A 23,187-nucleotide genomic window follows, 5' to 3' on the forward strand; every position below is an offset into this window, starting at 1 on the left:
CCGGGTCCATATCGAGATGATTTCTATCATGTCCTCCGCTGCATCATTCCGCACAGAAAACGACCTGCTTGGCGCCCTCGAAGTACCGGCTCAAGCGTATTACGGCATCCAGACCCTGCGAGCGGTGAATAACTTCCGTCTCTCGGGCGTTCCGATTTCGCATTACCCAAAACTGGTTGTCGGCCTGGCAATGGTCAAACAGGCCGCTGCAGACGCCAACCGTGAACTGGGGCATCTGAGCGCTGCCAAGCACGCCGCCATCAGCGAAGCCTGTGCACGATTGATCCGCGGTGACTTCCACGAAGAATTCGTGGTCGACATGATTCAAGGTGGCGCCGGTACCTCCACCAACATGAACGCCAACGAAGTGATTGCCAACATTGCTCTCGAAGCAATGGGTCACCAGAAAGGCGAGTACCAGTACCTGCACCCGAACGACGACGTCAACATGGCGCAGTCGACCAACGATGCCTACCCGACCGCGATCCGTCTGGGTCTGCTGCTGGGCCACGACGCCCTGCTGGCCAGCCTCGACAGCCTGATTCAGGCCTTCGCTGCCAAGGGTGTTGAATTCAACCACGTCCTGAAGATGGGTCGTACCCAACTGCAAGACGCCGTACCGATGACCTTGGGTCAAGAATTCCGTGCCTTCGCCACCACCATGGGCGAAGACCTGGCTCGTCTGAAGACGCTGGCCCCGGAACTGCTGACTGAAGTGAACCTGGGCGGCACCGCGATCGGTACCGGCATCAACGCTGACCCGCGCTACCAAGCGCTGGCCGTACAGCGTCTGGCGCTGATCAGCGGTCAACCGCTGGTACCGGCTGCCGACCTGATCGAAGCCACCTCCGACATGGGCGCCTTCGTGCTGTTCTCCGGCATGCTCAAGCGCACCGCGGTCAAGCTGTCGAAGATCTGCAACGACCTGCGTCTGCTGTCCAGCGGCCCACGTACTGGCATCAACGAAATCAACCTGCCAGCGCGTCAGCCAGGCAGCTCGATCATGCCCGGCAAGGTCAACCCGGTTATTCCGGAAGCTGTTAACCAGGTGGCGTTCCAGGTCATCGGTAACGACTTGGCGCTGACCATGGCAGCCGAAGGCGGCCAACTGCAACTGAACGTGATGGAGCCGCTGATCGCCTTCAAGGTGCTCGACTCGATCCGCCTGCTGCAACGCGCCATGGACATGCTGCGCGAGCACTGCATCGTCGGCATCACCGCCAACGAAGCACGCTGCCGTGAACTGGTCGAACACTCGATCGGCCTGGTAACTGCACTGAACCCGTACATCGGCTACAAAAACGCCACCCGTATCGCCCGTATCGCCCTTGAAAGCGGCCGTGGCGTACTGGAACTGGTGCGCGAAGAAGGCTTGCTCGACGACGCCATGCTCGACGACATCCTGCGCCCGGAAAACATGATTGCCCCGCGTTTGGTGCCTTTGAAGGACTAACGCCGTAACACCCGCTACCGATTTGAAGCTCACCAGGTCGAGGGACTAGACACCTCTCACCTTTTGAGGGCTTGCAGACACATCTGCAGGCCCTTTTTTTTGCCTGGGATTCAAGGGCACTGTACGTTTTCGTAGCAGTTGCCGAAGGCTACGTCCGGGGGCGAAGCCGCCGTAAAATCAGACACCTCGATGCACCAGCAATACTGCGTATTCCGGATTTACGATCGCTGCGCAATCGGACGTAGCCTTCGGCAACTGCTACATCTTTTTGCGTACCCCCCGACCGATAGCTCGCTCAAAAAATTGCAGCCTACGTCAGCGCCTACCGTCGATTTCGGCCACAAACGAGGGCTTTTCAGACGACTCACACATGAAAAATCAGTCACTTATAGAGACGCTTCCTACACTCCTAGGTATAGTGCCGCCCCTCTTCCCGTGCATGGGCCCTGCAACAGCGGCCATCGGCAGTGCGGAAACAGCATCGTAAACCAAGCAGCAACATGGCCAGGATCCCTTTGATTACCTAGCTTTATGCCCTGACTTGACGGGCGTAATGGGTAACCCTGATCCGGCCGTTTTGCCATCAGATAAAAACAGCGAGGAATAATCCATGCTAGAAGTCATCAATGACTTCCTCTCAGGGAAAGTACTAATCGTGCTCATGGTTGGGCTCGGTGGCTACTTCACGATCCGCTCGCGTTTCGTTCAGCTCCGTTACTTCCTGCACATGTTTGCAGTGTTTAAAGACAGCTTGCGCAGCAGCGCCGGCCAACTCAGCTCGTTTCAAGCGCTGATGCTGAGCCTGGCGGGCCGTGTAGGCGCGGGCAACATTGCCGGTGTCGGCATTGCCGTGACCCTGGGTGGCCCCGGTGCCGTGTTCTGGATGTGGGTGACCGCACTGGTCGGCATGTCCAGCAGCCTGATCGAATGTTCGTTAGGCCAGCTGTACAAGCGTCGCGACGCGGAAGGCCAACTGCGCGGCGGCCCGTCCTTTTATATGAAGTACGGCTTGGGCAAAATCTGGATGGGCAAATTGATGGCAGTCTTGCTGCTGATCACCTTCGGCTTTGCCTTTATGGGCCTGCAAGCCCACGCCGTTACCCACTCGCTGCAAAACGCCTTCGGTTTTGACGTCAACTACACCGGCGTGGCCATTGCCGTACTGCTGGGTCTGGTGTTTATCGGCGGTATCAAGCGTATTGCTTCGGTGGCAGACCTGCTGGTTCCGGTCAAAACCCTGGCGTACATCGCCGTCACCGTTTACGTGATCGTGCTGCAATTCGACCAAGTCCCCGCCATGCTCGGCCACATCGTGAAAAGTGCCTTCGGCATGGACCCGGTGTTTGGCGGCATGATCGGCAGCGCCATCGTGATGGGCGTAAAACGTGGCGTATTCGCCAACGAAGCCGGTTTGGGCAGCGCCCCGAACGTGGCCGCCGTGGCAGACGTGGAACACCCGATTGCCCAAGGCGTGGTTCAGGCGTTCAGCGTATTCCTCGACACTTTCGTGATCTGCACCTGCACCGCGCTGCTGATTCTGCTGTCCGGCTTCTACACTCCGGGCTTTGAAGGCGACGGCATTGCTCTGACGCAAAACTCGCTGGCCGCAGTAGTCGGTGAATGGGGCCGCGTGTTCATCAGCGTGGCACTGGCGTTGTTCGTGTTCACCTCGATGCTCTACAACTACTACCTGGGCGAAAACAACCTGCGCTTTCTGGTCGGTGAAAGCCGCAAGGCGTTGATGGGTTATCGCGCTCTGGTGCTGATGTTGATTGTGTGGGGCTCGATTGAGAACCTGGAAACCGTCTTCGCCTTCGCGGACATCACCATGACCTTGCTGGCCTTCGTGAACCTGATCGCCTTGGCGATGCTGTTCAAGATATGCATGCGCGTGCTCAAGGACTACGATGACCAACGTAACGCGGGTATCAAGGTTCCCGTCTTCGATTCCAGCAAATTCCCGGACCTGGATCTGGACCTGAAGGCTTGGCCGCCTCTGCCGCCCGCCAAGACCGAAGAAACAAAACGCTAATATCAACGCGGCGGTTCTGACAGAACCGCCGCGTTTTTGCTTATGGGGACTCCTGAATGACTGCAGCCACTCTTCATCCTGCCCAGCGCGTCATGGTGCTCTACACCGGCGGCACCATCGGCATGCAAGCCAGCGCCAGCGGCCTGGCGCCTGCATCCGGCTTTGAAGCGCGCATGCGCGACTTCCTCGCCAGCCAACCGCACGTGCAGATACCGCAATGGCGCTTTCGTGAAATGAGCCCGCTGATCGACAGCGCCAACATGACACCCGCCTACTGGCTGCGCCTGCGCAGCGCAATCATTGACGCTGTCGAACAGGATGGCTGCGATTCGGTACTCGTCCTGCATGGCACCGACACTCTGGCCTACAGCGCTGCGGCCATGTGCTTTCAACTGCTGGGCTTGCAGGCCCCGGTACTGTTCACCGGCTCGATGCTGCCTGCGGGCGTGCCCGACAGCGATGCCTGGCCAAACGTCAGCGGTGCCTTGAGCGCGCTTGCCCAAGGTCAGCCCTACGGCGTGCAGCTGTACTTCCACGACGAACTGTTGGACCCGACCCACTGCGCCAAAGTGCGCAGCTTTGGCCGCAACCCGTTCGTGGCGCTCAAGCGCAACGGCGGCGGCACCAAGGCCGAATCACTGCCAGCAGCGCTGAGCTATCAACAGCCCAAGCAAGAAGCCCGTGTCGGCGTATTGCCGCTGGTCCCCGGTATCGGCGCCGCCCAACTGGATGCCGTGCTCAACAGCGGGCTTGAAGCCCTGGTGCTGGAGTGTTTCGGCAGCGGCACCGGCCCGAGCGACAACCCGGCGTTTCTCGCAAGCCTGCAACAGGCGTACGAAAACGGCATCGTCGTGGTCGCCATCACCCAATGTCACGAAGGCGGTGTGGAGCTGGACGTGTACGAAGCCGGTAGCCGCTTGCGTGGGGCTGGCGTACTGTCGGGCGGCGGCATGACCCGTGAAGCAGCATTCGGCAAGCTGCACGCGTTGCTGGGCTCGGGCTTGCCCACCGCTGACGTACGCCGCCTGGTTGAACGGGACCTGTGTGGCGAATTGGCTTAACGCCCCCCGGCACACAACTTGCTCGCTTCCTGTGTCCCCACGCAGGAAGCGAACATGCTGCACTCACATCTCACTACTCTAAATGCGGTATCGCTGGTGCTCAGCACCTTCGAGGCCGAAGGCTTGCCCAGCGAGGCCTTGTTGGCCGGTAGCGGCATACGGGCCGCGGATTTAAACCGCGCTGACATTCGCATCACCACCAACCAAGAAATGCGCGTCTGCGCCAACGCCGTGGCCTTGCGCCGTGAAATCGGCCTGGAACTGGGACGCCGTATGCATGTGTCGTCCTACGGCATGCTGGGTTACGCCCTACTCACCAGTGCCACCTTAGGTGACGCTTTGCGCTTGGCTTTACGCTACCCGGCACTGCTGGGAACACTCTTTGAGCTGAGCCTTAAGGTCGAGGACGACCAGGTCTGGTTCTGTGCCGACCACTACCATGAAGACCCGCAACTGGCCGTATTCAACGCGCAGCTGTGCCTTGTCTCGCTCAAGGTCATTTGCGAAGACTTGATCGGCCAGCCGCTACCTTTGCTCGCCGCGCGCTTTGCCCACAGCAAGCCGGATTACCACGCCCGCTACCAGCACACCTTCAATTGCCCGCGCCTGTTTGATGCACCGGACAACGCTTTCGCCTTTGCCAGGCACTGGCTGGAATACCCGCTGCCGCTGGCCAATACCATCACCCACCAGGCCATGGCGGAGCGCTGCCGCAAACAGAACCTGGAGTTCACCGGGCGACAAACCTGGCTGTCGCGGATCCGCCAGTTGCTCGCTGCCCAACTGAATGCCGCACCGGGACTGGAAGGGCTGGCCGAGCAAATGAATTGCTCGCCACGCACCTTGCGCCGCCACCTGCATGACGCGGGCTGCAGCTATCAGGAATTACTCGACGAACTGCGCTTTGAGCGCGCCAAGTTGTTACTCCACGAGACCGAATGGCCGATCTATCGCATTGCCGACACCTTGGGCTTTAGCGAAACGGCGAGCTTTCGCCATGCCTTTGTTCGCTGGAGTGGCGTGTCGCCCAGCCAGTTTCGGGCATGAGCCAACAGGGAGCAGCGCGCCCTGAAAAGGGGCGAATTTCGGACAGTTATTTCGGCCATATTGATCTCCTTTTGGCCGCTCCTGTCGTTCTCTGAAACCTCCAGCGCCGCAAAACTGTAGGTCACCGATCTAGCCTACGGAGAACAAGAAAAATGCTGACTATCTATTCAGACGATCACCATCTGCACCATGGCCGCTGCGAGTTGATAGACGGGCAATTGCTGCCTTGCTTCGAAATGCCCTCGCGTGCGGACCACATTCTGCAACGGGTCAAAAACCGTGAACTGGGCCCGGTGCAAGGCCCCCACGACTTTGGCCGCGACCCGATCCAGCGTATTCACAGCGAGGCCTACCTGGACTTTTTCCAGGGTGCCTGGGACCGCTGGCTCGAACACGGCAAAGACGGCGACTTGCTCCCGTACACATGGCCAGCCCGCACCCTGCGCGCCGTAGTCCCCACCAGCCTGCATGGCCAACTGGGTTATTACAGCTTTGACGGTGGCGCACCGATTACCGCGGGCACTTGGCAGGCGGCCTACAGCGCAGCGCAAGTTGCACTGACGGCGCAAGCGGCCATCCAGAACGGCGCCCACAGCGCATTCGCCCTGTGCCGTCCGCCTGGGCACCACGCCGCCAGCGACTTGATGGGCGGTTATTGCTACCTCAACAACGCCGCCATTGCCGCTCAGGCCTTCCTCGACCAGGGCCGCAGCAAAGTCGCCATCCTCGACGTGGACTACCACCACGGCAACGGCACCCAGTCGATCTTTTATGAGCGCGATGACGTGCTGTTCACCTCGATTCACGGGCACCCGGAAGCCGAGTTCCCGTTCTTTCTGGGCTATGCCGATGAACTGGGTGAAGGCGCGGGTGAAGGCTTCAACTTCAACTACCCGCTGGCCGCCGGCTCAGGCTGGGATCGCTGGAGCACTGCGCTGGAACAAGCCTGCAGCGAGATCGAGCACTACGAAGCCGATGTGGTGGTGGTATCGCTCGGTGTGGACACCTTCAAAAGTGACCCGATTTCCCAGTTCAAACTCGACAGCCCGGACTACCTGCTCATGGGCGAACGCATTGCCCGTCTGGGCAAACCGACCTTGTTCGTGATGGAAGGCGGTTACGCGGTAGAAGAGATCGGCGTGAACGCGGTCAACGTACTGGAAGGATTTCTGAAAGTATCTAAAGGCTAAAAAAGCCTGTAGTCGCTGCCGAGGCACGAGGCTGCGATGGGTTGCAGGGCCACCGTTGAGGGTCGCTGCGCAACCGATCGCAGCCTCGTGCCTCGGCAGCGACTACGGGGTTTTCTTCCACGCCCTTTTTAACCGCCCCAGCGCCGCTTTGATATCCGCCTCCGGCACCGCCGCAAAGCCCAGCACCAGCCCCGCACGTTTATCCACAGGCTCGACCGAATCGTCCAGCCAATAACGACTTAAACCGTTGATCTCAACTCCAACCTGTTCAGCCTGTGCCAGCAAGGCCTGCTCGCGCTCAACGCTTGTGACCGGCACAGTCAAGTGCAAGCCCGCCACTACGCACGGTGCCGCGCCCAATCCACGAACATCAGTCGGCCAATCTGCCAGCAAGGCATTGCGCCGCGCCAGCGCTGCCCGGCGCATGCGCCTGATATGGCGCTGGAAATGCCCGGCGGCCATGAACTCCGCCATCACCACCTGCGTACTGACCTCTGAATGGCGCATATCCAGCGCCCGTCGCTGGGCAAAGGGCTCAACCAGCGCAGGCGGCAGCACCACATACCCCAGGCGCAGCGCCGGGAACGCCACCTTGCCGAACGTGCCCACGTAGATCACCCGCCCCTGACGATCCAGTGCCGCCAGCGGGGCCAAGGGCGCGCCGCTATAGCGGTATTCGCCGTCGTAGTCGTCTTCGATAATCCAGCCCTGCGTGCGCTCGGCCCACGCCAGCAACTCCAGGCGCCGGGCCAGGCTCATGGTGACGCCGGTGGGGTACTGATGCGACGGGGTCACGTAAGCCAGCGTGCAATCGTGCAAACCCGCCAGCGCCGCGCAGTCCATGCCTTCGTGATCGACCGCAACACCCTGCACCCGGGCCCCGGCAATCGCAAAAGCCTGCGCGGCCGCGCGGTACCCGGGGTTTTCCACAGCCACCCCACAGCCGGGCTCCACCAACAGCTGTGCACAAAGGCTAATTCCTTGCTGTGCGCCACTGGTGATCAAAATTTGCTCAGACGTGCAGGATAAACCCCTCGACGTGCGCAAATAGACTGCAATCAGCTCTCGCAAGCGCTGTTCCCCGGCCGGATCGCCGTAACACAAATGCTGCATGTCCGGCTTGCGCCAAAAAGCCGCCTGGAGCTTGCTCCAGACCTCGAACGGGAACAAATCATAGGCCGGTACCCCCACCCGAAAAGCCCGTGGCGCCCCCTTCGCCGGCAGCGGTAAAGGGTGCTGAATAACCCTCCCCAAGGCCGTGCTGTGGATAAGTTTACTGGATGTAATTACAGGTAAATCGACCGCTTTTGTGGATAAACCTGTGGGTAACCCTGTTGAAAAGCCTGTGGGTAACTTGGTGGACAACTTTTTCAGCGGTAAGGCTTTTTCGGGCAATTGGGCCACATAAGTGCCGTCACCGACCCGCCCTTCGATAAACCCCTCGGCATAGAGCTGATCGTAGGCCCGCACCACGCTGTTGCGCGAAACCCCAAGCGCCGCCGCCAAGTCGCGACTGGCCGGTAACCGCGAACCGCTGTTGAGCCGTCCATCCAGCACGCGCTGGCGTAACGCCTGATACAGCTGGGCGCTTAGCCCCTTCTTGGGATCAAGCTCGATCCCGGTCGCATTGAACGCGATGGATAACGCTGAATCAGGCATGGATTGGACCTATAAAAATGACCATTAATGGCTCTTACAACGAACCATTAGCCTGCCTAGGATGCAGTCATTCGCCAAGGAATATTTCTATGTACGTACCCCGCGCCTTCGCTGAACACGACACCGCTGCCTTGCATCTACAGATGCAAGCCTCACCTCTGCCCGTGCTGATCACCCACGGCAGCCAAGGCCTGATCGCCAGCCATGTTCCGCTACTGCTCGATCCCGACGAAGGCCCTTACGGTACGCTGTACGGCCACCTGGCACGCGCCAATCCGCACTGGCAGGCATTGGCTGAAGGTGGCGAAGCGCTGGTGATTTTTGCTGGCGAACAGGCCTACATCAGCCCGTCCTTTTACCCCAGCAAAGCCGAACACGGTAAAGCGGTACCTACTTGGAACTACCTGGCCGTGCACGCCTATGGCCAGCCCGACGTGTTCGACGATCACGACCGCTTGCTGGCATTGGTCAGCCGGCTGAGCAGCAAACATGAAGCCAATCGACCCGAGCCGTGGGCGGTCAGCGACGCCCCCAGCGAATACATCGACAGCATGCTCAAAGCCATCGTCGGGTTCAGCGTGCCCATCTCCCGACTGATCGGCAAACGCAAACTCAGCCAAAACCGCAGCAGTGTTGACCAACTCGGTGTGCGCGACGGGCTATTGGCAAACCCCAATTCACACGACCACGCCCTCGCTCACTTAATGGCCAAGGAATAGCAACATGACCCACCACGTGCAGATCAAACCCGCCACCGCCGCCGATCACGACCATTGGTTGCCGCTCTGGCAGGCGTACTTGACCTTCTACAACACCGAGTTGCCTGCCGAAGTCAGCGAGTCGACCTGGCAGCGCTTTCTCGACCCGGCTGAACCGACCCAACTGGCCATTGCCTGGCAAGGCGACAAAGCGGTGGGCATCGTGCAGTTCATTTACCACCGTTCCAACTGGAGCATCGGTAATTCCTGCTACCTGCAAGACCTGTTTGTCAGCCCCGAAATCCGTGGCACCGGCGCCGGTCGCCTGCTGATCGAACACGTCTACGCCACCGCCCGCGACAACCATTGCGCCAAAGTCCATTGGCTGACCCACGAAACCAACGCCACGGCGATCCAACTTTACGAACGGATTGCCGAGCGCCCTGGCTTTATCCAGTTTCGCAAAGCCTTGTCATAAATAAGGAACCCGCGATGCCTCAATCTCTAGAACACTGGCAACCCGCCAAGCGTCCACACAACCCCGTCATCCAGGGGCGTTACATTCGTCTGGAAAAGCTCGATCCACAGCGCCATGGCGATGATTTATGGCTAGCCTTGGAAGGGCCCGCAGGCGACCCCAAACTCTGGGACTACATGGCCTACGGCCCTTTCAAGGAGCGTGCGGCCTTTGACCAGTGGCTCAACAGCAATGCCGCCAGCCAAGACCCTTACTACTACACCGTCATCGACCAGGCCTCGGGGCAGGCGCAGGGCATGCTCAGCCTAATGTCCATCGTGCCCGAGCACGGGCGCATCGAAATCGGCCACGTCACCTTCGGCGCACCGATGCAGCGTTCGCCGAAAAGCACCGAAGCCGCTTACCTGCTGGCCAAGGAATCCTTCGCCCTGGGCAACCGCCGCCTGGAATGGAAGTGCAACAGCGAAAACGCCCGCTCCAATCGTACTGCGGTACGATTAGGGTACACATACGAAGGCGTATTTTGCCAACATATGGTAGCCAAAGGCAATAACCGTGATACCACGTGGTACAGCATTATTAGTACGGAATGGCCGGCTATAGCGACAGGCTTTGAAAAATGGCTGGCACTGGATAACCAACCAAAAAGCGGTCAAATCAAGACACTTGAAGAATGCAGAGCATTAACTGATTAATTTTTGATCAATACGCCCAACAAGGACTGTTGGGCGTTTTTGGGCTCAAAAGGGACTTAAAATTTTCTTGGCCGACGCACCACACCCATTTGCAGACCGAACGGTTTGAAGACTGCATTCAAGGATTTGAGCGTGGGGTTGCCCTCGTCGTGTTCAATCTGGATCAACGTACGGACCGAGATTCTGCACATCCCGGCGAACTGGGTTTGCTGTAGCGTCGTGACATCCACCCTCAAGCGCTTCACCGCTTGGCCTAGCGTGATCTTGCCCTGCGCCAGATCGGCCTCAATGCTCTCGATCTTCAGTTGGCGCACATCAATGCTCAGGGTCATTTCAGCCCCCATTCTTGCTGAAACATGTCCAGACTATTTGAATCATCCTCACGACCACCGTCACATCCTGAAAGTGCAATACATTGCAGATAAACGAGGCCTTATTAAGAAAAATCTGCATTAACGTGCAGATATCATATGCCAGATTTACGCCCCCCCCCCCAGCAAAGCAGTTCTACTGTTTAATGCTTACCTCTGCGCTGAATATCGAGTATTTAATGCGTTTACGATAAACAAATACTCTTTATCAAGGATCACATACGTTACTTTCTGGTTTCACATGAAATAGTCACTTCGCCTTTAAGGACTACACAAATGAGAAATCAACGTCTTAAAAAAACTCTACTTTTCACTCTTTTCAACGGATGTGTTTTAAGCACAAGTGTCGTGCAGGCAAACTCTGTCAGCCTAAACGTTCAAAACTCAACCCCTGAAGTTTTGCAGCTTGTATCTAGTTCCCCTTCCGGAGTTTTTCCAGCCACTGTTGGGCCAGGACAGTCGCTCCCAGTCTCATATGATTTTGGGGGGACCTCTTCAGAGATGAGCGCTACCTACAAGCGTGTAGGGACTGGGACTACCTGTAGGTTTTCGGCTTCCCACGTAGTGTATGTTTCCGGCCCACGCTTTGCTAAAAACGCTGTATCAACCGGCGCTACATCTGCGACATGTCTTACATTTCAATCCCCTACATGGAGAATCCCCTACAACTACACTGCAACTTTCGCCTTTTACTACTAACACTTCAGGGCATCAACAATCAGAATTTCCTGAATAAATAAACGCAACCAGCCAGCTGCAGATTAATCATTAAAGTTATCTCAACAGACTGTCGATGTACTGCTCGACACAGGCATTTAATGACTTCTAAAGAAACCAGATCTGCAGACCTGAGTTGCCGAGGCTTGCCGATTCAGAGGAATTGTTATGACCGAAATTCGAGCAGATTTTCTGATGAACAATCGGGCTATTGCCCCAGGCGTGACGATTAAGTGGGTTGATAGCTCAACCGCCATGAGCCCAGACGCTGCAGCAGCTAAAGCGATGCCTGCCGGTGCAAGCGTCAATGTGTCTTTGTCTGCTGCCGCCCTGGAGATAACAGCCTTGTTACGCCGCACTGCAACCAGTAATGCTTCGGCGGCGGAGGGCTTTGACCCTTTGATGGAAGACCTTCACCAGCAACTCTCCACTCACGGCAAAGAGGCGCAGGCGCTACAGGAGTTGCCTAAGGGGCAGACGCAGCAACGTATCGCTCTGTCTCTACAGGCGAGCAACTATCTTCTGACATCGCTCTACGGCGGCGAAAAGCTGCACGACACCGTCGCCTCTAACAACCCATTCAGGGCACTGGACAGGCTTTCACTTTCACATATTGCCTTTGATGCTTCAGGGTCATTTACCTCGATCGAACGTCAGGTCGCGTTTCTGGATTTGACAGCGCGCGATATTGATTTTCGCAACCAGACATTTGATCTACCTGACCCGCTAAACGGCAACGACTTCAAAGCGCCCTGGAACACTCTGACCAGCTACCTGAGGGATGCACAGATGGCATCTGGAATGAGCGAGGGTGAACGGACATGGCGTGGCTGGATGCCAGCCCATGAGCTGCATGCACATGCACAGTCAGTGCTGGATCGCCAAGGCATCGACAAGGTGGACTTTCCCGCTTACTCGAACCTCAAGAGCTCTAGCGATGCGGTGCTGACTGCGGTGATTGATAAAGAAGGCGTTAGCACCTGGATCAATATCCCCGTTGAGAAATTAATCGCCCAAGGGCTGTACCTTGGCCTGATCGAGTCTGCCGCCGATCAAACTTTTACAGATTGAAAGGGAAACGTCGTACGAAATGCCTGATTTCACCCCCGCGTAGGAGCGAGCTTGCCTCGCGATCTTTTGATCTTTAAAAGATCGCGAGACAAGCTCGCTCCTACGGGACGGCGTCAAATCTCGGGTAAAAAAAAGGGAGCACATGCTCCCCCGAGGTTTAAAGCGTTTGAATCAATGGCGTATCAGGCTTCGATTTCGATCAGGATTTCGCCCGGGTTGACGCGGTCGCCTTTGATGACGTGGATGGTGACGATTTTGCCGGCGATGGAGGCCTGTACTTCGGTTTCCATTTTCATGGCTTCGGTGATGAGTACCGATTGGCCCGCTTTGACGGTGTCGCCCACGCTGACCAGCACGTCGACGATGTTGCCCGGCATGGCGGTGCTGACGTGGCCCGGCTCGCTGGCTTGTTTGCGCTTGCTGGAGGAACCACCGACGAATTCGTTGAGCGGTTCGAACACCACTTCTTCCGGCATGCCGTCGATGGACAGGTAGAAGTGGCGCTTGCCTTCGGCCTTGACGCCCACACCGGTGATGTCGACGCGGTAGCTTTCGCCGTGAACGTCGATCACGAATTCGGTCGGTACGCCTTCACCGCCCGCTTTGCTCACGCCACCCGCTTCAGGGATCGGCAGCAGCACTTCTGGAGCCAGGGTGCCCGCAGCACGCTCTTCAAGGAATTTACGGCCGATGTCCGGGAACATGGCGAAGGTCAGCACGTCTTCTTCAGACTTGGCCAGCGCGCCAATTTCGCCACGCAATTTGGCCATTTCTGGCTTGAGCAGGTCAGCCGGACGCACGTCGATCAGTTCTTCGTTGCCAATGGCCTGACGACGGAGTTTTTCGTTCACCACGCCCGGCGCTTTGCCGTAGCCACCTTGCAGGTAGAGCTTCACTTCGTTGGTGATGGTCTTGTAGCGCTCGCCTGCCAGGACGTTGAAGAACGCCTGGGTGCCCACAATTTGCGAGGTCGGGGTCACCAGCGGCGGGAAGCCCAGGTCTTCACGCACACGCGGGATCTCGGCCAGCACTTCGCTCATGCGGTTCAGCGCGCCCTGCTCTTTGAGCTGGTTGGCGAGGTTGGAGATCATCCCGCCCGGCACTTGGTTAACTTGTACACGGGTGTCGACGGCGGTGAATTCGCTTTCGAACTGGTGGTACTTCTTACGCACGGCGTAGAAGTACAGGCCGATTTCCTGCAACAACGCCAGGTCGAGGCCGGTGTCGTATTCGCTGCCTTTAAGGGCCGCGACCATCGACTCAGTGCCCGGGTGGCTGGTGCCCCAAGCGAAGCTGGAGATCGCGGTGTCGATGTGCTCGGCGCCGTTTTCAACCGCTTTGAGCTGGCACATGGCAGCCAGGCCGGCTGTGTCATGGGAGTGGATAAAGATCGGCAGGCCGATTTCAGCCTTCAGCGCTTTAACCAGGTCGCCAGTGGCGAATGGTGTCAGCAGGCCCGCCATGTCTTTGATTGCGATCGAGTCGCAGCCCATGGCTTCCATCTGCTTGGCCTGCGCCACGAACGCCTCGATGGTGTGCACCGGGCTTGTGGTGTAGGCGATGGTGCCTTGTGCGTGCTTGCCAGCGGCTTTTACCGCTTCGATGGCCACGCGCAGGTTACGCACGTCGTTCATGGCGTCGAAGATACGGAACACGTCGATACCGTTAACGGCTGCCTTGGCGACGAAGGCTTTAACCACGTCGTCGCTGTAGTGGCGATAGCCCAGCAGGTTCTGGCCGCGCAGGAGCATTTGCAGGCGGGTGTTAGGCAATGCCGCACGCAGTTGGCGCAGGCGCTCCCACGGGTCTTCTTTCAGAAAGCGCACACAGGCGTCAAACGTCGCGCCGCCCCACACTTCCAGCGACCAGTAGCCGACTTTGTCGAGCTTGTCGCAGATCGGCAGCATGTCTTCGGTGCGCATGCGGGTGGCCAGCAAGGACTGGTGAGCGTCACGCAGGATGGTGTCGGTTACGAAGATTTTTGTAGTCATTGGGATCTCCTTTGTAGCGACAAGCGTCTAGCTACAAGCTGCAAGTAAAAGCCAATCAGCTCTTGCTTGCCGCTTGCCGCTAAAAGCTGGCCGCTGCTTATTCATAAGCCCGCGTGGGCGGCGATGGCGGCGGCGATGGCCAGGGCCAGCTCTTCGGGTTTGCGCTTGATCGAGTAGTTGGTCAGTTCTGGATGGCTTTCTACGAAGCTGGTGTTGAACTGGCCGCTACGGAATTCCGGGTTACGCAGGATTTCCTGGTAATACGCGGCGGTGGTTTTGACCCCTTGCAGACGCATGTCGTCGAGGGCGCGCAAACCACGGTCCATCGCTTCTTCCCATGTCAGTGCCCACACCACCAGTTTCAGACACATGGAGTCGTAATACGGCGGGATGGTGTAGCCGGTGTAGATCGCCGTGTCGGTCCGCACGCCAGGCCCGCCGGGCGCGTAGTAACGGGTGATCTTGCCGAAGCTGGGCAGGAAGTTGTTTTTCGGGTCTTCAGCGTTGATCCGAAATTGCAGGGCATAGCCACGGTGCTGAATGTCTTCTTGCTTGATCGACAGCGGCAGGCCAGAGGCGATGCGAATTTGCTCACGAACAATGTCGATGCCGGTGATTTCTTCGGTGATGGTGTGCTCCACCTGCACCCGGGTGTTCATCTCCATGAAGTACACCTCGCCCTCGGCGAGCAGGAACTCCACAGTACCGGCGTTTTCGTAGCCCACGGCCTTGGCTGCGCGCACGGACAGGTCGCCGATGTAGGCGCGCTGTTCCGGGGTCAGTTGCGGGCTTGGGGCAATTTCGATGAGCTTTTGGTTGCGACGCTGAATCGAGCAGTCGCGCTCAAACAAGTGCACGACGTTGCCGAAGCTGTCACCGAGGATCTGCGCCTCAATGTGCTTGGGGTTAACGATGCATTTTTCGAGGAAGACTTCAGCCGAGCCAAACGCTTTGGTGGCTTCGGAGATCACACGCGGGAAAGCTTGTTCCAGCTCTTCGCGGCTGTTGCAGCGACGAATACCACGACCGCCACCGCCTGAGGTGGCTTTGAGCATGACCGGGTAACCGATACGGTCGCCTTCGATCAACGCTTCGTGGATGTCGGCAACGTTGCCTTCGGTGCCCGGCGTTACCGGCACACCGGCCTTGATCATGCTGCGGCGGGCTTCGGTCTTGTCGCCCATACGGCGAATGACTTCAGCGGCCGGGCCGATGAACTTGATGCCGCGCTCGGCACAAATATCCGCCAGCTCGGCGTTTTCTGACAAGAAGCCGTAGCCGGGGTGCAACGCATCGCAGCCGGTTTCAACGGCCAGGTTCACCAGCTTGCGCGGGTTCAAATAACCGGCCAGCGGGTCTTCGCCAATGCTGTGTGCTTCGTCCGCACGCTTGACGTGCAAAGCGTGGCGATCAGCCTCGGAATAAACCGCTACGGAGCGAATGCCCATCTCTGCGCAGGCACGCACGATACGGACTGCAATTTCTCCGCGGTTGGCGATCAGGATCTTTTTTATCACTTGGATTTTTCCCTAAAGCCCATGGAACAAACGACCTGCTAGACCAGGTCCGCACGTGTCCAAATGTGTCTGAACCGTTGCGTTGTCACACTAGTCCTACGCATGAATAAACAAAAATCAATAATTCTTGGGCCTGCCATTAGCAAAGACTTATAGTCAGGCAACTCACTTGCCTTAAGAAAAATCAATAAAATGCGTAAGTCATTGATGCGTATAACTTTTCGCCAGCTTCAGGTGTTCAATGAGGTGTGCGATTTGCGCTCTTACAGCCGCGCAGCAGAAGAAATGTCGCTGACGCAACCCGCCGTAAGTCTACAAATTCGTCAGCTGGAAGAGCTGATTGGTCAGCCTTTGTTCGATTATGTGGGCAAAAAGCTCTACCTCACCGAGGCTGCTGAAGCGCTTAAGCTGGCCAGCCGGGATATTTTCGGACGCCTCGAAAACCTCGATATGCAGCTGTCAGACATGCTGGGCTCGCTGCAAGGCCAACTGAAACTGGCCATCGAATCGAGCGCAAAATATTTTGTGCCGCATTTATTTGCCGCCTTCAAGCGCCAGCACCCAGAGGTCAATTTGCAGCTCACGGTGGTCAATCGGGCACAGGCCGTGCGCAGGCTTTCGGATAACCGCGATGACCTGGTGATCATGTCGATGGTGCCGCTGGACATGGGCCTGGAGTTTCTACCGTTCTTGAATAACCCCATCGTTGCCGTCGCCCCGGCCGGGCATCCGCTGTGCGAGCGTGGCCCGCTGCGCTTGCAAGACCTTGAGCCGTATACCTTGCTGATGCGCGAGCAAGGTTCGGGCACGCGCATGGCGTGTGAGGAATATTTCAAGGAAAAGCGCGTGCACTTCAATCAAACCCTGGAAGTGTCATCGAACGAGTCGCAACGTGAGTGCGCAGTGGCCGGGTTAGGCGTGGCGCTGTTAACGCGCCACGCCGTCAGCCTGGAGCTGGCGACCGGCTTGCTGCATGAGCTGCCGGTCGAAGAGTTGCCGCTGTATCGCAGTTGGTGCCTGGTGCAGGCTAAAGCCAAACGCCTGTCACCGGTGGCGCATGCGTTCCTGGAATTTATTCGCAGTGAACGCCAACAAATCAGCGCGCTGGTTGAGCGGTTCGACGGCCATTTGCCGACGGGGTCTGCCAGTAATTGAGTGCAGCGATATCAGGGTAATCGGCTGTTTCCAGGCGCAGCTGACGCTGGTCCGTAAGGTCTTCAATCGCACGACGAAAGGCCATGCGACGCTGGTCTTCTTGTTGACGGCGGGTTTTGGCGGCGCTGTTGCGTTCTTCGTAAGGCTGGGCCATTTCGAGTCTCCCAAGGCGTGTACGGGAGTTTCACGATGGACTTTGTTTGTGACGACTTTGCGAACGTGCAGTGACAGGGGGATGAAACTGTGGGAGCGGGCTTGCTCGCGATTCAGACAACACGGTTTACCTGAATGATCGCAGCGATTCCATCGCGAGCAAGCCCGCTCCCACCGTGGATCTTCAACGCTCTTAATCTTCGTGGCTTTTCAGCGATTTTGGCGACAGGCGCAGGCTGCGAAGGCTGCGTTTAACGCTTTTAAGGTGGTTGACCAGGCTCGGGCCGCGGGCCATGGCAACGCCCATCGCCAACACGTCAATCACCACCAGGTGGGCGATACGCGAGGTCAGCGGGGTATAAATTTCGGTGTCTTCGTGCACGTCGATCGCCAGGTTTACCGTCGCCAGTTCAGCCAAAGGCGTTTGGCTTGGGCACAGGGTAATTAGCGTCGCGCCACTTTCACGCACCAGGTTGGCGGTGATCAGCAAGTCTTTGGAACGCCCGGACTGCGAGATGCAAATGGCCACGTCTGTCGGTTTTAGGGTTACCGCCGACATCGCCTGCATGTGCGGGTCGGAATACGCCGCCGCCGTCAGCAACAACCGGAAAAACTTATGTTGCGCATCCGCGGCCACAGCGCCCGATGCACCAAAGCCATAAAACTCCACGCGTTGCGCTTGCGACATGGCGGTCACGGCCTGCTGCAACGCCACCGGGTCGAGCTTCTCGCGCACATCCATCAAGGTGTGCAACGTGGTGTCGAAGATTTTCAGGCTGTAATCGGCAACCGAATCATCTTCATGAATCGCAAATTGACCAAAACTGGCACCCGCTGCCAGGCTTTGCGCCAGCTTGAGTTTTAGGTCCTGAAACCCCGAACAGCCGATCGCCCGGCAAAAGCGCACGATGGTGGGTTCGCTGATCCCCACGCTGTGAGCAAGGTCGGCCATGGAACTGTGCATTACTGCCGCAGGATCAAGCAGCACGTGATCGGCGACCTTGAGTTCCGATTTACGTAACAAGTGGCGTGACTGGGCGATATGTTGCAGCAGGTTCAAAAGGCAGGACTCGGTCTGGAAGCGGCGGGCGCCGGGGATGTAGCAATCTTGTAGTTATACTACAAGAATTCGTTTTTTGCCCAACCAATACGTCGTAGTCTCGCAAGCCTTATCGGCAAAATGCCGTGTTTTCCGGGCATGTAGCCTTTCTTGCCACTACCAAATGGCGACACCGGCCCGCAATAAATCAGCCATGGCCTGAGCGTTGGTCGGGCTGCTGATCAAGTAACCCTGCACTTCGTCGCACTGATGCTCCTTGAGAAACGCCAGTTGCACTTCGTTTTCAACGCCCTCGGCCACCACTTTCAACTCCAGGCTGTGGGCCATGGCAATGATCGCCTTGGTGATGGCATCGTCCTCAACGCAGGTGCCCACGCCACGGATAAACGTCTGATCAATTTTTACGTAGTCCACGGCAAAGCGTTTGAGGTAGCTGAGCGATGAGTAGCCGGTGCCGAAGTCATCAATGGCCAGTTTCACGCCCAATTCATGCAATTGCTGGAAGGTGGCGATCACGTAGTCGACATTTTCAAGCAACTGGCTTTCGGTGATCTCAAGCTCCAGGCAGTGCGGCGCCAGCGAAGTATCTTCAAGCACCTGGCGCACCAGGCTGACCAGATTGCCCTGGCGCAATTGATGGCCCGAGAGGTTCACCGACACCCGTATCGGCGCCAGCCCCGCTTTTTGCCATTGCGCGGCCTGACGACAGGCCTCACGCAGCACAAATTCACCGATCAGCACGATAAGGCCAGTTTCTTCAGCCAGCGCGATAAAGTCGCTCGGCGACACACTGCCCAACTCGGGGTGATCCCAACGCACCAAGGCTTCAGCGGAATCCAGACGGCCGTTTTTGAGGCAAAGCTTAGGCTGATAAAAAACGCTGAGCTTGCGTTCGCCAATGGCTTTGCGCAGTTGATTTTCCAACTGCAAACGCTCAAGGGTGCTGTGTTGCAGGCTGTGACTGAAAAACTGAAACGTCCCGCCACCCATGTGTTTGGCCTGTTGCATGGCTTTGTTGGCCTGGCTGACCAACTGGGCGATGTCTCGGGCGCCATCGGGCAACAAGCTAATCCCCATTGATGCGCTCACCACCAACTCGTGGCCGTCGACCACTATCGGCCGGCTCAGCTTGCCCATCAGCCGGGTGGCAACCCGCGCCAGGCTGGTCAGGCTGCCGTAGGCATCGAACAGCACGGCGAACTCATCGCTGGAGAGGCGCGAAATGGTGTCGGCTTCGGGCAATGCCTTGGTCAGGCGCTCTGCAATTTTTTGCAGCACTTGATCCGCCAGCTCCGGCCCGAGGCTGTCATTGAGCAACTTGAAGCGATCCAGGTCGATGTGCAGCAATGCCAGGTTTCTTGACGTGCCTTGGCGGACGCGCTGATTGGCCTCTTCCAGACGCTCTTTAAATAGCAGCCGATTGGCCAGCCCGGTCAGTTCATCAAAATGCGTCAGGTGACGCACCCGCGCCTCAACGATACGCCGCGCCGACAGGTCGGTAATAAAGGCCACGATATGGCTAACCTGCGCGGCGTCGTCATGCACCACCTTGAGTTGCAACCATTGCGGGTAGAGTTCGCCGTTCTTGCGGGTTTCTACCAGCTCACCCAACCAACTGTCGTGCTCTGCCAGCGAGGCCTGAATGATCGGAAAATGCCGCCGCGCATCACGGCTGCAGGCCAGCTCATCGACCCGGCGACCCACCAACTCTGCCACGGCATACCCGCTGATCCGGCTGAACGCCTGGTTGACCGTGAGCATTTTGTAGGTGGGATCAAGAATCACGATGCCTTCGCTGGCGGCCTCGAACACCGTCGACGCCAGCCGACGCTGCTCGACCTCGCGGGCAAGTTCAGCGTTGAGCTGCTCACTGCGAAAATTAGCGTCCTGCAGTTCTTCGAACACGCTTTTGAATTTTTTATTACGTACTTTACGACGCTGATTAATCAGATCGATTCGCCAGACGAATGCACCCAGCAGAGCCAGAAAAAGCCCGAATCCTAAGCCGGAATATATCCCCAGGGAGGTAAAACTCTGATTCATCGGCAACGTTCTTATTCAAGGGAGATGAGCCAAAAAAGTCGCCCGAGCATACACAAGCAGTGCCCACGACCAAACGATGAGACGTCAAAAAATAGACGACATTATTGCAGTTAACCAAACCAATGACGTAACAGCTTGTAGACACTCTTTTTTGACGTTTGGCACAACGCCACGACAGACGGCCCAACAGAACTGGATTGGTGTTTGCCCGGTTTGCCCCGGCACCCTAGAATGCGTCGATGCGCGAAGATCTCTCTCTCTTGTTAAATTCCCTCAACGATGCCCAACGTCAGGCCGTCACGGCCAGTATTGGGCGTCAGTTGGTCCTGGCCGGCGCAGGTTCCGGCAAAACCCGTGTGCTGGTGCACCGTATCGCCTGGTTGATCCAGGTCGAAAACGCGTCCCCGCACTCCGTGCTGTCGGTGACCTTCACCAACAAGGCCGCTGCCGAGATGCGTCATCGTATCGAGCAGCTTATGGGGATCAACCCGGCCGGTATGTGGGTGGGCACCTTCCACGGGCTGGCACACCGCCTGTTGCGGGCTCACTGGCAAGAAGCCGGTTTGAGCCAGACGTTTCAGATTCTCGACAGCGATGACCAGCAACGCCTGGTCAAGCGGGTGATTCGTGATCTGGGGCTCGATGAGCAGCGCTGGCCGGTGCGTCAGGCCCAATGGTTTATCAACGGCCAGAAAGACGAAGGCCTGCGCCCACAGCACATTCAAGCCAGCGGCGATTTGTTCCTGGGCACCATGCGCAGCATTTATGAAGCCTACGAGGCCGCCTGCCAGCGTGCAGGCGTGATCGACTTCTCTGAGCTGCTGTTGCGTGCCCTCGATCTGTGGCGCGACCACCCGGGCTTGCTGGAGCACTACCAAAAACGCTTCCGGCACATCTTGGTCGACGAGTTCCAGGACACCAACGCCGTGCAATACGCCTGGCTGCGTTTGCTCGCCAAAGGTGGCGACAGCTTGATGGTGGTGGGCGATGACGATCAGTCGATTTACGGCTGGCGCGGCGCCAAGATCGAAAACATCTACCAGTACTCGACCGACTTCCCGGACGCCGAGACCATTCGTCTGGAGCAAAACTATCGCTCCACGGCCGGCATCCTCAAAGCCGCCAACGCCCTGATTGCCAACAACAGCGGGCGCATGGGCAAAGAGCTGTGGACCGATGGCGGTGATGGCGAAGCGATCAACTTGTACGCGGCCTTCAACGAGCATGATGAAGCGCGTTATGTGGTCGAAACCATCCAGAGCGCGTTGAACACCGGCCTGGCCCGCAACGACATCGCTATTTTGTACCGCTCCAACGCCCAGTCGCGGGTGCTGGAAGAAGCCTTGCTGCGCGAACGTATCCCGTACCGTATTTATGGCGGCCAGCGCTTCTTTGAACGCGCTGAAATCAAAAACGCCATGGCCTATATGCGCTTGCTCGAAGGCCGCGGCAACGATGCGGCACTGGAGCGGGTGATCAACGTTCCGGCGCGGGGCATCGGTGAAAAAACCGTCGAGGCCATCCGCGAGCACGCCCGTCACAGCGATGTGTCGATGTGGGAAGCCATGCGCCAGCTGATCGCCAATAAAGCCTTGCCGGGCCGGGCCTCTGGTGCCATCGCAGGCTTTATCGAGCTGATCGAGAACCTCGCCGCCAAAGTCATGGACATGCCGCTGCACCTGATGACCCAGACCGTGATCGAGCAAAGTGGGCTGATTGCCTACCACGAGGCGGAAAAAGGTGAAAAAGGCCAGGCCCGGGTAGAAAACCTTGAGGAACTGGTGAGCGCGGCGCGCAACTTTGAAAGCAATGAAGAAGACGAAGAGCTGTCGCCTCTGGCCGCCTTCCTTGGTCATGCTTCGCTGGAAGCCGGTGATACCCAGGCCGAAGAGCACGAAGACGGTATCCAGCTGATGACGCTGCACAGCGCCAAAGGCCTGGAGTTCCCGTACGTGTTCTTGGTGGGCATGGAAGAAGGGCTGTTCCCGCACAAGATGAGCCTGGAAGAGCCCGGCCGCCTTGAAGAGGAGCGTCGCCTGGCCTACGTGGGCATCACCCGGGCGATGCACAACCTGGTCATGACCTATGCAGAAACCCGACGCCTCTATGGTGCTGAGACCTACAACAAGGTTTCGCGCTTCGTTCGTGAAGTACCAAAAGGTCTGATCCAGGAAGTTCGTCTGTCCAACAGTGTCAGTCGCCCTTTCGGCGGCCAGAAACAAAGCGCCAGCACGCTGTTCGGCGGTTCGGAAATTCCCGAAACCGAATTCAAGCTGGGCCAGTTGGTTAAGCACGCCATGTTTGGTGAAGGCGTGATCCTTAATTTTGAAGGCGCTGGCGCACAGGCCCGGGTGCAGGTGAACTTCCCCGACGGCAGCAAGTGGCTGATGATGGGCTACGCCAAGCTAGAGGCCGTCTGACACGTTAATAGCCTGTAGGGCGAGCTGGCCTCGCGATCTTTTGAGCGTCAAAAGATCGCGAGGCAGGCTCGTTCCTACATGTATTACGTGACTTCAGGATCCGTCCTACACCCAATCAGGCAAAAGCCCGAAACATTTCACTGCTAGCCAGTCACACCTCACCTGTGCAACATGGCGCGCGTGTCATCCACAAATGGGAATTCCCTTTATGAAACGTTTTCTTAGCATCGCCATGGCGTTGTGCATCGGTTTAACGATGAGCCTCGACGCGAACGCCAAACGCTTCGGCGGCGGCAAAAGCGCCGGTTCAGCGCCAAGCCATCAAACTCGCCAAGCGGCTCCAGCCGCAGCAGCTCCTGCTGCCGCAGGCGCTGCG

General features: G+C 57.8%; 17 protein-coding genes and 2 pseudogenes. 12 read left to right on the forward strand and 7 right to left on the reverse strand.

What is annotated here, in order from left to right; all coding sequences use genetic code 11:
- The first annotated feature begins 28 nt into the window (after positions 1-28).
- From aspA to GHO41_RS16200, 5 genes are all read left to right on the forward strand, one after another.
- The gene (gene aspA, locus GHO41_RS16180) at positions 29-1,453 is read left to right on the forward strand and encodes an aspartate ammonia-lyase (RefSeq protein WP_048373753.1); all 1,425 of its coding nucleotides are present in this window, start codon (positions 29-31) and stop codon (positions 1,451-1,453) included.
- A gap of 610 nt (positions 1,454-2,063) precedes the next feature.
- Positions 2,064-3,485: a sodium:alanine symporter family protein gene (locus GHO41_RS16185; protein WP_048373751.1), complete on the forward strand. Its 1,422-nt coding sequence runs from the start codon at positions 2,064-2,066 to the stop codon at positions 3,483-3,485.
- A 56-nt stretch (positions 3,486-3,541) separates the two neighbouring features.
- The gene (locus GHO41_RS16190) at positions 3,542-4,546 is read left to right on the forward strand and encodes an asparaginase (protein ID WP_153434119.1); all 1,005 of its coding nucleotides are present in this window, start codon (positions 3,542-3,544) and stop codon (positions 4,544-4,546) included.
- Positions 4,547-4,600: 54 nt separating this feature from the next.
- On the forward strand, positions 4,601-5,593 hold the full coding sequence (locus GHO41_RS16195) for an AraC family transcriptional regulator (protein ID WP_153434120.1): 993 nt from the start codon (positions 4,601-4,603) through the stop codon (positions 5,591-5,593).
- Between the two features lie 152 nt (positions 5,594-5,745).
- Positions 5,746-6,783 (forward strand): histone deacetylase family protein, encoded by a 1,038-nt coding sequence (locus GHO41_RS16200; RefSeq protein WP_153434121.1) that lies wholly within the window; start codon positions 5,746-5,748, stop codon positions 6,781-6,783.
- Between the two features lie 102 nt (positions 6,784-6,885).
- On the opposite strand, the gene GHO41_RS16205 is transcribed toward GHO41_RS16200, so the two are convergent.
- Entirely contained in the window at positions 6,886-8,442 is a 1,557-nt protein-coding gene (locus GHO41_RS16205; protein WP_153434122.1) for a PLP-dependent aminotransferase family protein, read from the reverse strand.
- Positions 8,443-8,531: 89 nt separating this feature from the next.
- On the opposite strand from GHO41_RS16205, the gene GHO41_RS16210 reads away from it, so the two are divergent.
- Genes GHO41_RS16210 through GHO41_RS16220 form a run of 3 tightly spaced genes read left to right on the forward strand, consistent with a single transcriptional unit; the run spans position 8,532 to position 10,313 of the window.
- Entirely contained in the window at positions 8,532-9,161 is a 630-nt protein-coding gene (locus tag GHO41_RS16210; RefSeq protein WP_153329983.1) for an FMN-binding negative transcriptional regulator, read from the forward strand.
- A 4-nt stretch (positions 9,162-9,165) separates the two neighbouring features.
- The gene (locus GHO41_RS16215; protein ID WP_153391254.1) at positions 9,166-9,618 is read left to right on the forward strand and encodes a GNAT family N-acetyltransferase; all 453 of its coding nucleotides are present in this window, start codon (positions 9,166-9,168) and stop codon (positions 9,616-9,618) included.
- 14 nt (positions 9,619-9,632) lie between these two features.
- Entirely contained in the window at positions 9,633-10,313 is a 681-nt protein-coding gene (locus GHO41_RS16220) for a GNAT family N-acetyltransferase (protein ID WP_153434123.1), read from the forward strand.
- Positions 10,314-10,369: 56 nt separating this feature from the next.
- Here GHO41_RS16220 and GHO41_RS16225 read toward each other — a convergent pair whose 3' ends face one another.
- A complete protein-coding gene (locus tag GHO41_RS16225) occupies positions 10,370-10,645 on the reverse strand; it encodes a transcriptional regulator (protein WP_048390810.1) in 276 nt (91 codons plus the stop codon).
- 924 nt (positions 10,646-11,569) lie between these two features.
- On the opposite strand from GHO41_RS16225, the gene GHO41_RS16230 reads away from it, so the two are divergent.
- The gene (locus GHO41_RS16230; RefSeq protein WP_048373736.1) at positions 11,570-12,472 is read left to right on the forward strand and encodes a hypothetical protein; all 903 of its coding nucleotides are present in this window, start codon (positions 11,570-11,572) and stop codon (positions 12,470-12,472) included.
- 182 nt (positions 12,473-12,654) lie between these two features.
- Here GHO41_RS16230 and oadA read toward each other — a convergent pair whose 3' ends face one another.
- Entirely contained in the window at positions 12,655-14,463 is a 1,809-nt protein-coding gene (gene oadA / locus GHO41_RS16235; protein ID WP_153434124.1) for a sodium-extruding oxaloacetate decarboxylase subunit alpha, read from the reverse strand.
- Positions 14,464-14,564: 101 nt separating this feature from the next.
- Complete coding sequence (locus GHO41_RS16240) at positions 14,565-15,980, reverse strand: acetyl-CoA carboxylase biotin carboxylase subunit (protein WP_048373732.1); 1,416 nt, start codon at positions 15,978-15,980, stop codon at positions 14,565-14,567.
- A 192-nt stretch (positions 15,981-16,172) separates the two neighbouring features.
- On the opposite strand from GHO41_RS16240, the gene GHO41_RS16245 reads away from it, so the two are divergent.
- Complete coding sequence (locus GHO41_RS16245) at positions 16,173-17,135, forward strand: LysR family transcriptional regulator (RefSeq protein WP_048373731.1); 963 nt, start codon at positions 16,173-16,175, stop codon at positions 17,133-17,135.
- On the opposite strand, the gene GHO41_RS16250 is transcribed toward GHO41_RS16245, so the two are convergent.
- From GHO41_RS16250 to GHO41_RS16260, 3 genes and pseudogenes are all read right to left on the reverse strand, one after another.
- Positions 17,077-17,289, reverse strand: a complete 213-nt coding sequence (locus tag GHO41_RS16250; protein ID WP_153434125.1) for a PA3496 family putative envelope integrity protein — start codon at positions 17,287-17,289, stop codon at positions 17,077-17,079. The two genes, GHO41_RS16245 and GHO41_RS16250, sit on opposite strands and share 59 nt — an antisense overlap.
- A 192-nt stretch (positions 17,290-17,481) precedes the next feature.
- Positions 17,482-18,348, reverse strand: a complete 867-nt coding sequence (gene hexR, locus GHO41_RS16255; RefSeq protein ID WP_048373728.1) for a transcriptional regulator HexR — start codon at positions 18,346-18,348, stop codon at positions 17,482-17,484.
- A 156-nt stretch (positions 18,349-18,504) separates the two neighbouring features.
- Positions 18,505-20,184 (reverse strand): annotated as a pseudogene (locus GHO41_RS16260) (putative bifunctional diguanylate cyclase/phosphodiesterase); the annotation flags it as partial.
- A gap of 446 nt (positions 20,185-20,630) precedes the next feature.
- Between GHO41_RS16260 and uvrD the strand changes: the two are divergent.
- Together uvrD and GHO41_RS30770 are read left to right on the forward strand one after the other, a co-directional pair.
- Positions 20,631-22,811, forward strand: a complete 2,181-nt coding sequence (uvrD, locus tag GHO41_RS16265) for a DNA helicase II (RefSeq protein ID WP_048373726.1) — start codon at positions 20,631-20,633, stop codon at positions 22,809-22,811.
- 208 nt (positions 22,812-23,019) lie between these two features.
- Positions 23,020-23,187, forward strand: a pseudogene (locus GHO41_RS30770) (hypothetical protein); the annotation flags it as partial.

This window comes from Pseudomonas sp. FSL R10-0399, assembly GCF_009600165.1.
In the GTDB taxonomy this organism is placed as follows: domain Bacteria; phylum Pseudomonadota; class Gammaproteobacteria; order Pseudomonadales; family Pseudomonadaceae; genus Aquipseudomonas; species Aquipseudomonas helleri.

What these genes read in the sequence shown, in the direction of transcription:
- GHO41_RS16205 (WP_153434122.1), bottom strand. Translation starts at nt 8,442, where the DNA reads ATGCCTGATTCAGCGTTATCCATCGCGTTCAATGCGACCGGGATCGAG.
- oadA (WP_153434124.1), bottom strand. Translation starts at nt 14,463, where the DNA reads ATGACTACAAAAATCTTCGTAACCGACACCATCCTGCGTGACGCTCAC.
- GHO41_RS16215 (WP_153391254.1), top strand. Translation starts at nt 9,166, where the DNA reads ATGACCCACCACGTGCAGATCAAACCCGCCACCGCCGCCGATCACGAC.
- GHO41_RS16245 (WP_048373731.1), top strand. Translation starts at nt 16,173, where the DNA reads ATGCGTAAGTCATTGATGCGTATAACTTTTCGCCAGCTTCAGGTGTTC.
- uvrD (WP_048373726.1), top strand. Translation starts at nt 20,631, where the DNA reads ATGCGCGAAGATCTCTCTCTCTTGTTAAATTCCCTCAACGATGCCCAA.
- aspA (WP_048373753.1), top strand. Translation starts at nt 29, where the DNA reads ATGTCCTCCGCTGCATCATTCCGCACAGAAAACGACCTGCTTGGCGCC.
- GHO41_RS16220 (WP_153434123.1), top strand. Translation starts at nt 9,633, where the DNA reads ATGCCTCAATCTCTAGAACACTGGCAACCCGCCAAGCGTCCACACAAC.
- GHO41_RS16190 (WP_153434119.1), top strand. Translation starts at nt 3,542, where the DNA reads ATGACTGCAGCCACTCTTCATCCTGCCCAGCGCGTCATGGTGCTCTAC.
- GHO41_RS16200 (WP_153434121.1), top strand. Translation starts at nt 5,746, where the DNA reads ATGCTGACTATCTATTCAGACGATCACCATCTGCACCATGGCCGCTGC.
- GHO41_RS16210 (WP_153329983.1), top strand. Translation starts at nt 8,532, where the DNA reads ATGTACGTACCCCGCGCCTTCGCTGAACACGACACCGCTGCCTTGCAT.
- GHO41_RS16225 (WP_048390810.1), bottom strand. Translation starts at nt 10,645, where the DNA reads ATGACCCTGAGCATTGATGTGCGCCAACTGAAGATCGAGAGCATTGAG.
- GHO41_RS16230 (WP_048373736.1), top strand. Translation starts at nt 11,570, where the DNA reads ATGACCGAAATTCGAGCAGATTTTCTGATGAACAATCGGGCTATTGCC.
- GHO41_RS16185 (WP_048373751.1), top strand. Translation starts at nt 2,064, where the DNA reads ATGCTAGAAGTCATCAATGACTTCCTCTCAGGGAAAGTACTAATCGTG.
- GHO41_RS16195 (WP_153434120.1), top strand. Translation starts at nt 4,601, where the DNA reads ATGCTGCACTCACATCTCACTACTCTAAATGCGGTATCGCTGGTGCTC.
- GHO41_RS16250 (WP_153434125.1), bottom strand. Translation starts at nt 17,289, where the DNA reads ATGGCCCAGCCTTACGAAGAACGCAACAGCGCCGCCAAAACCCGCCGT.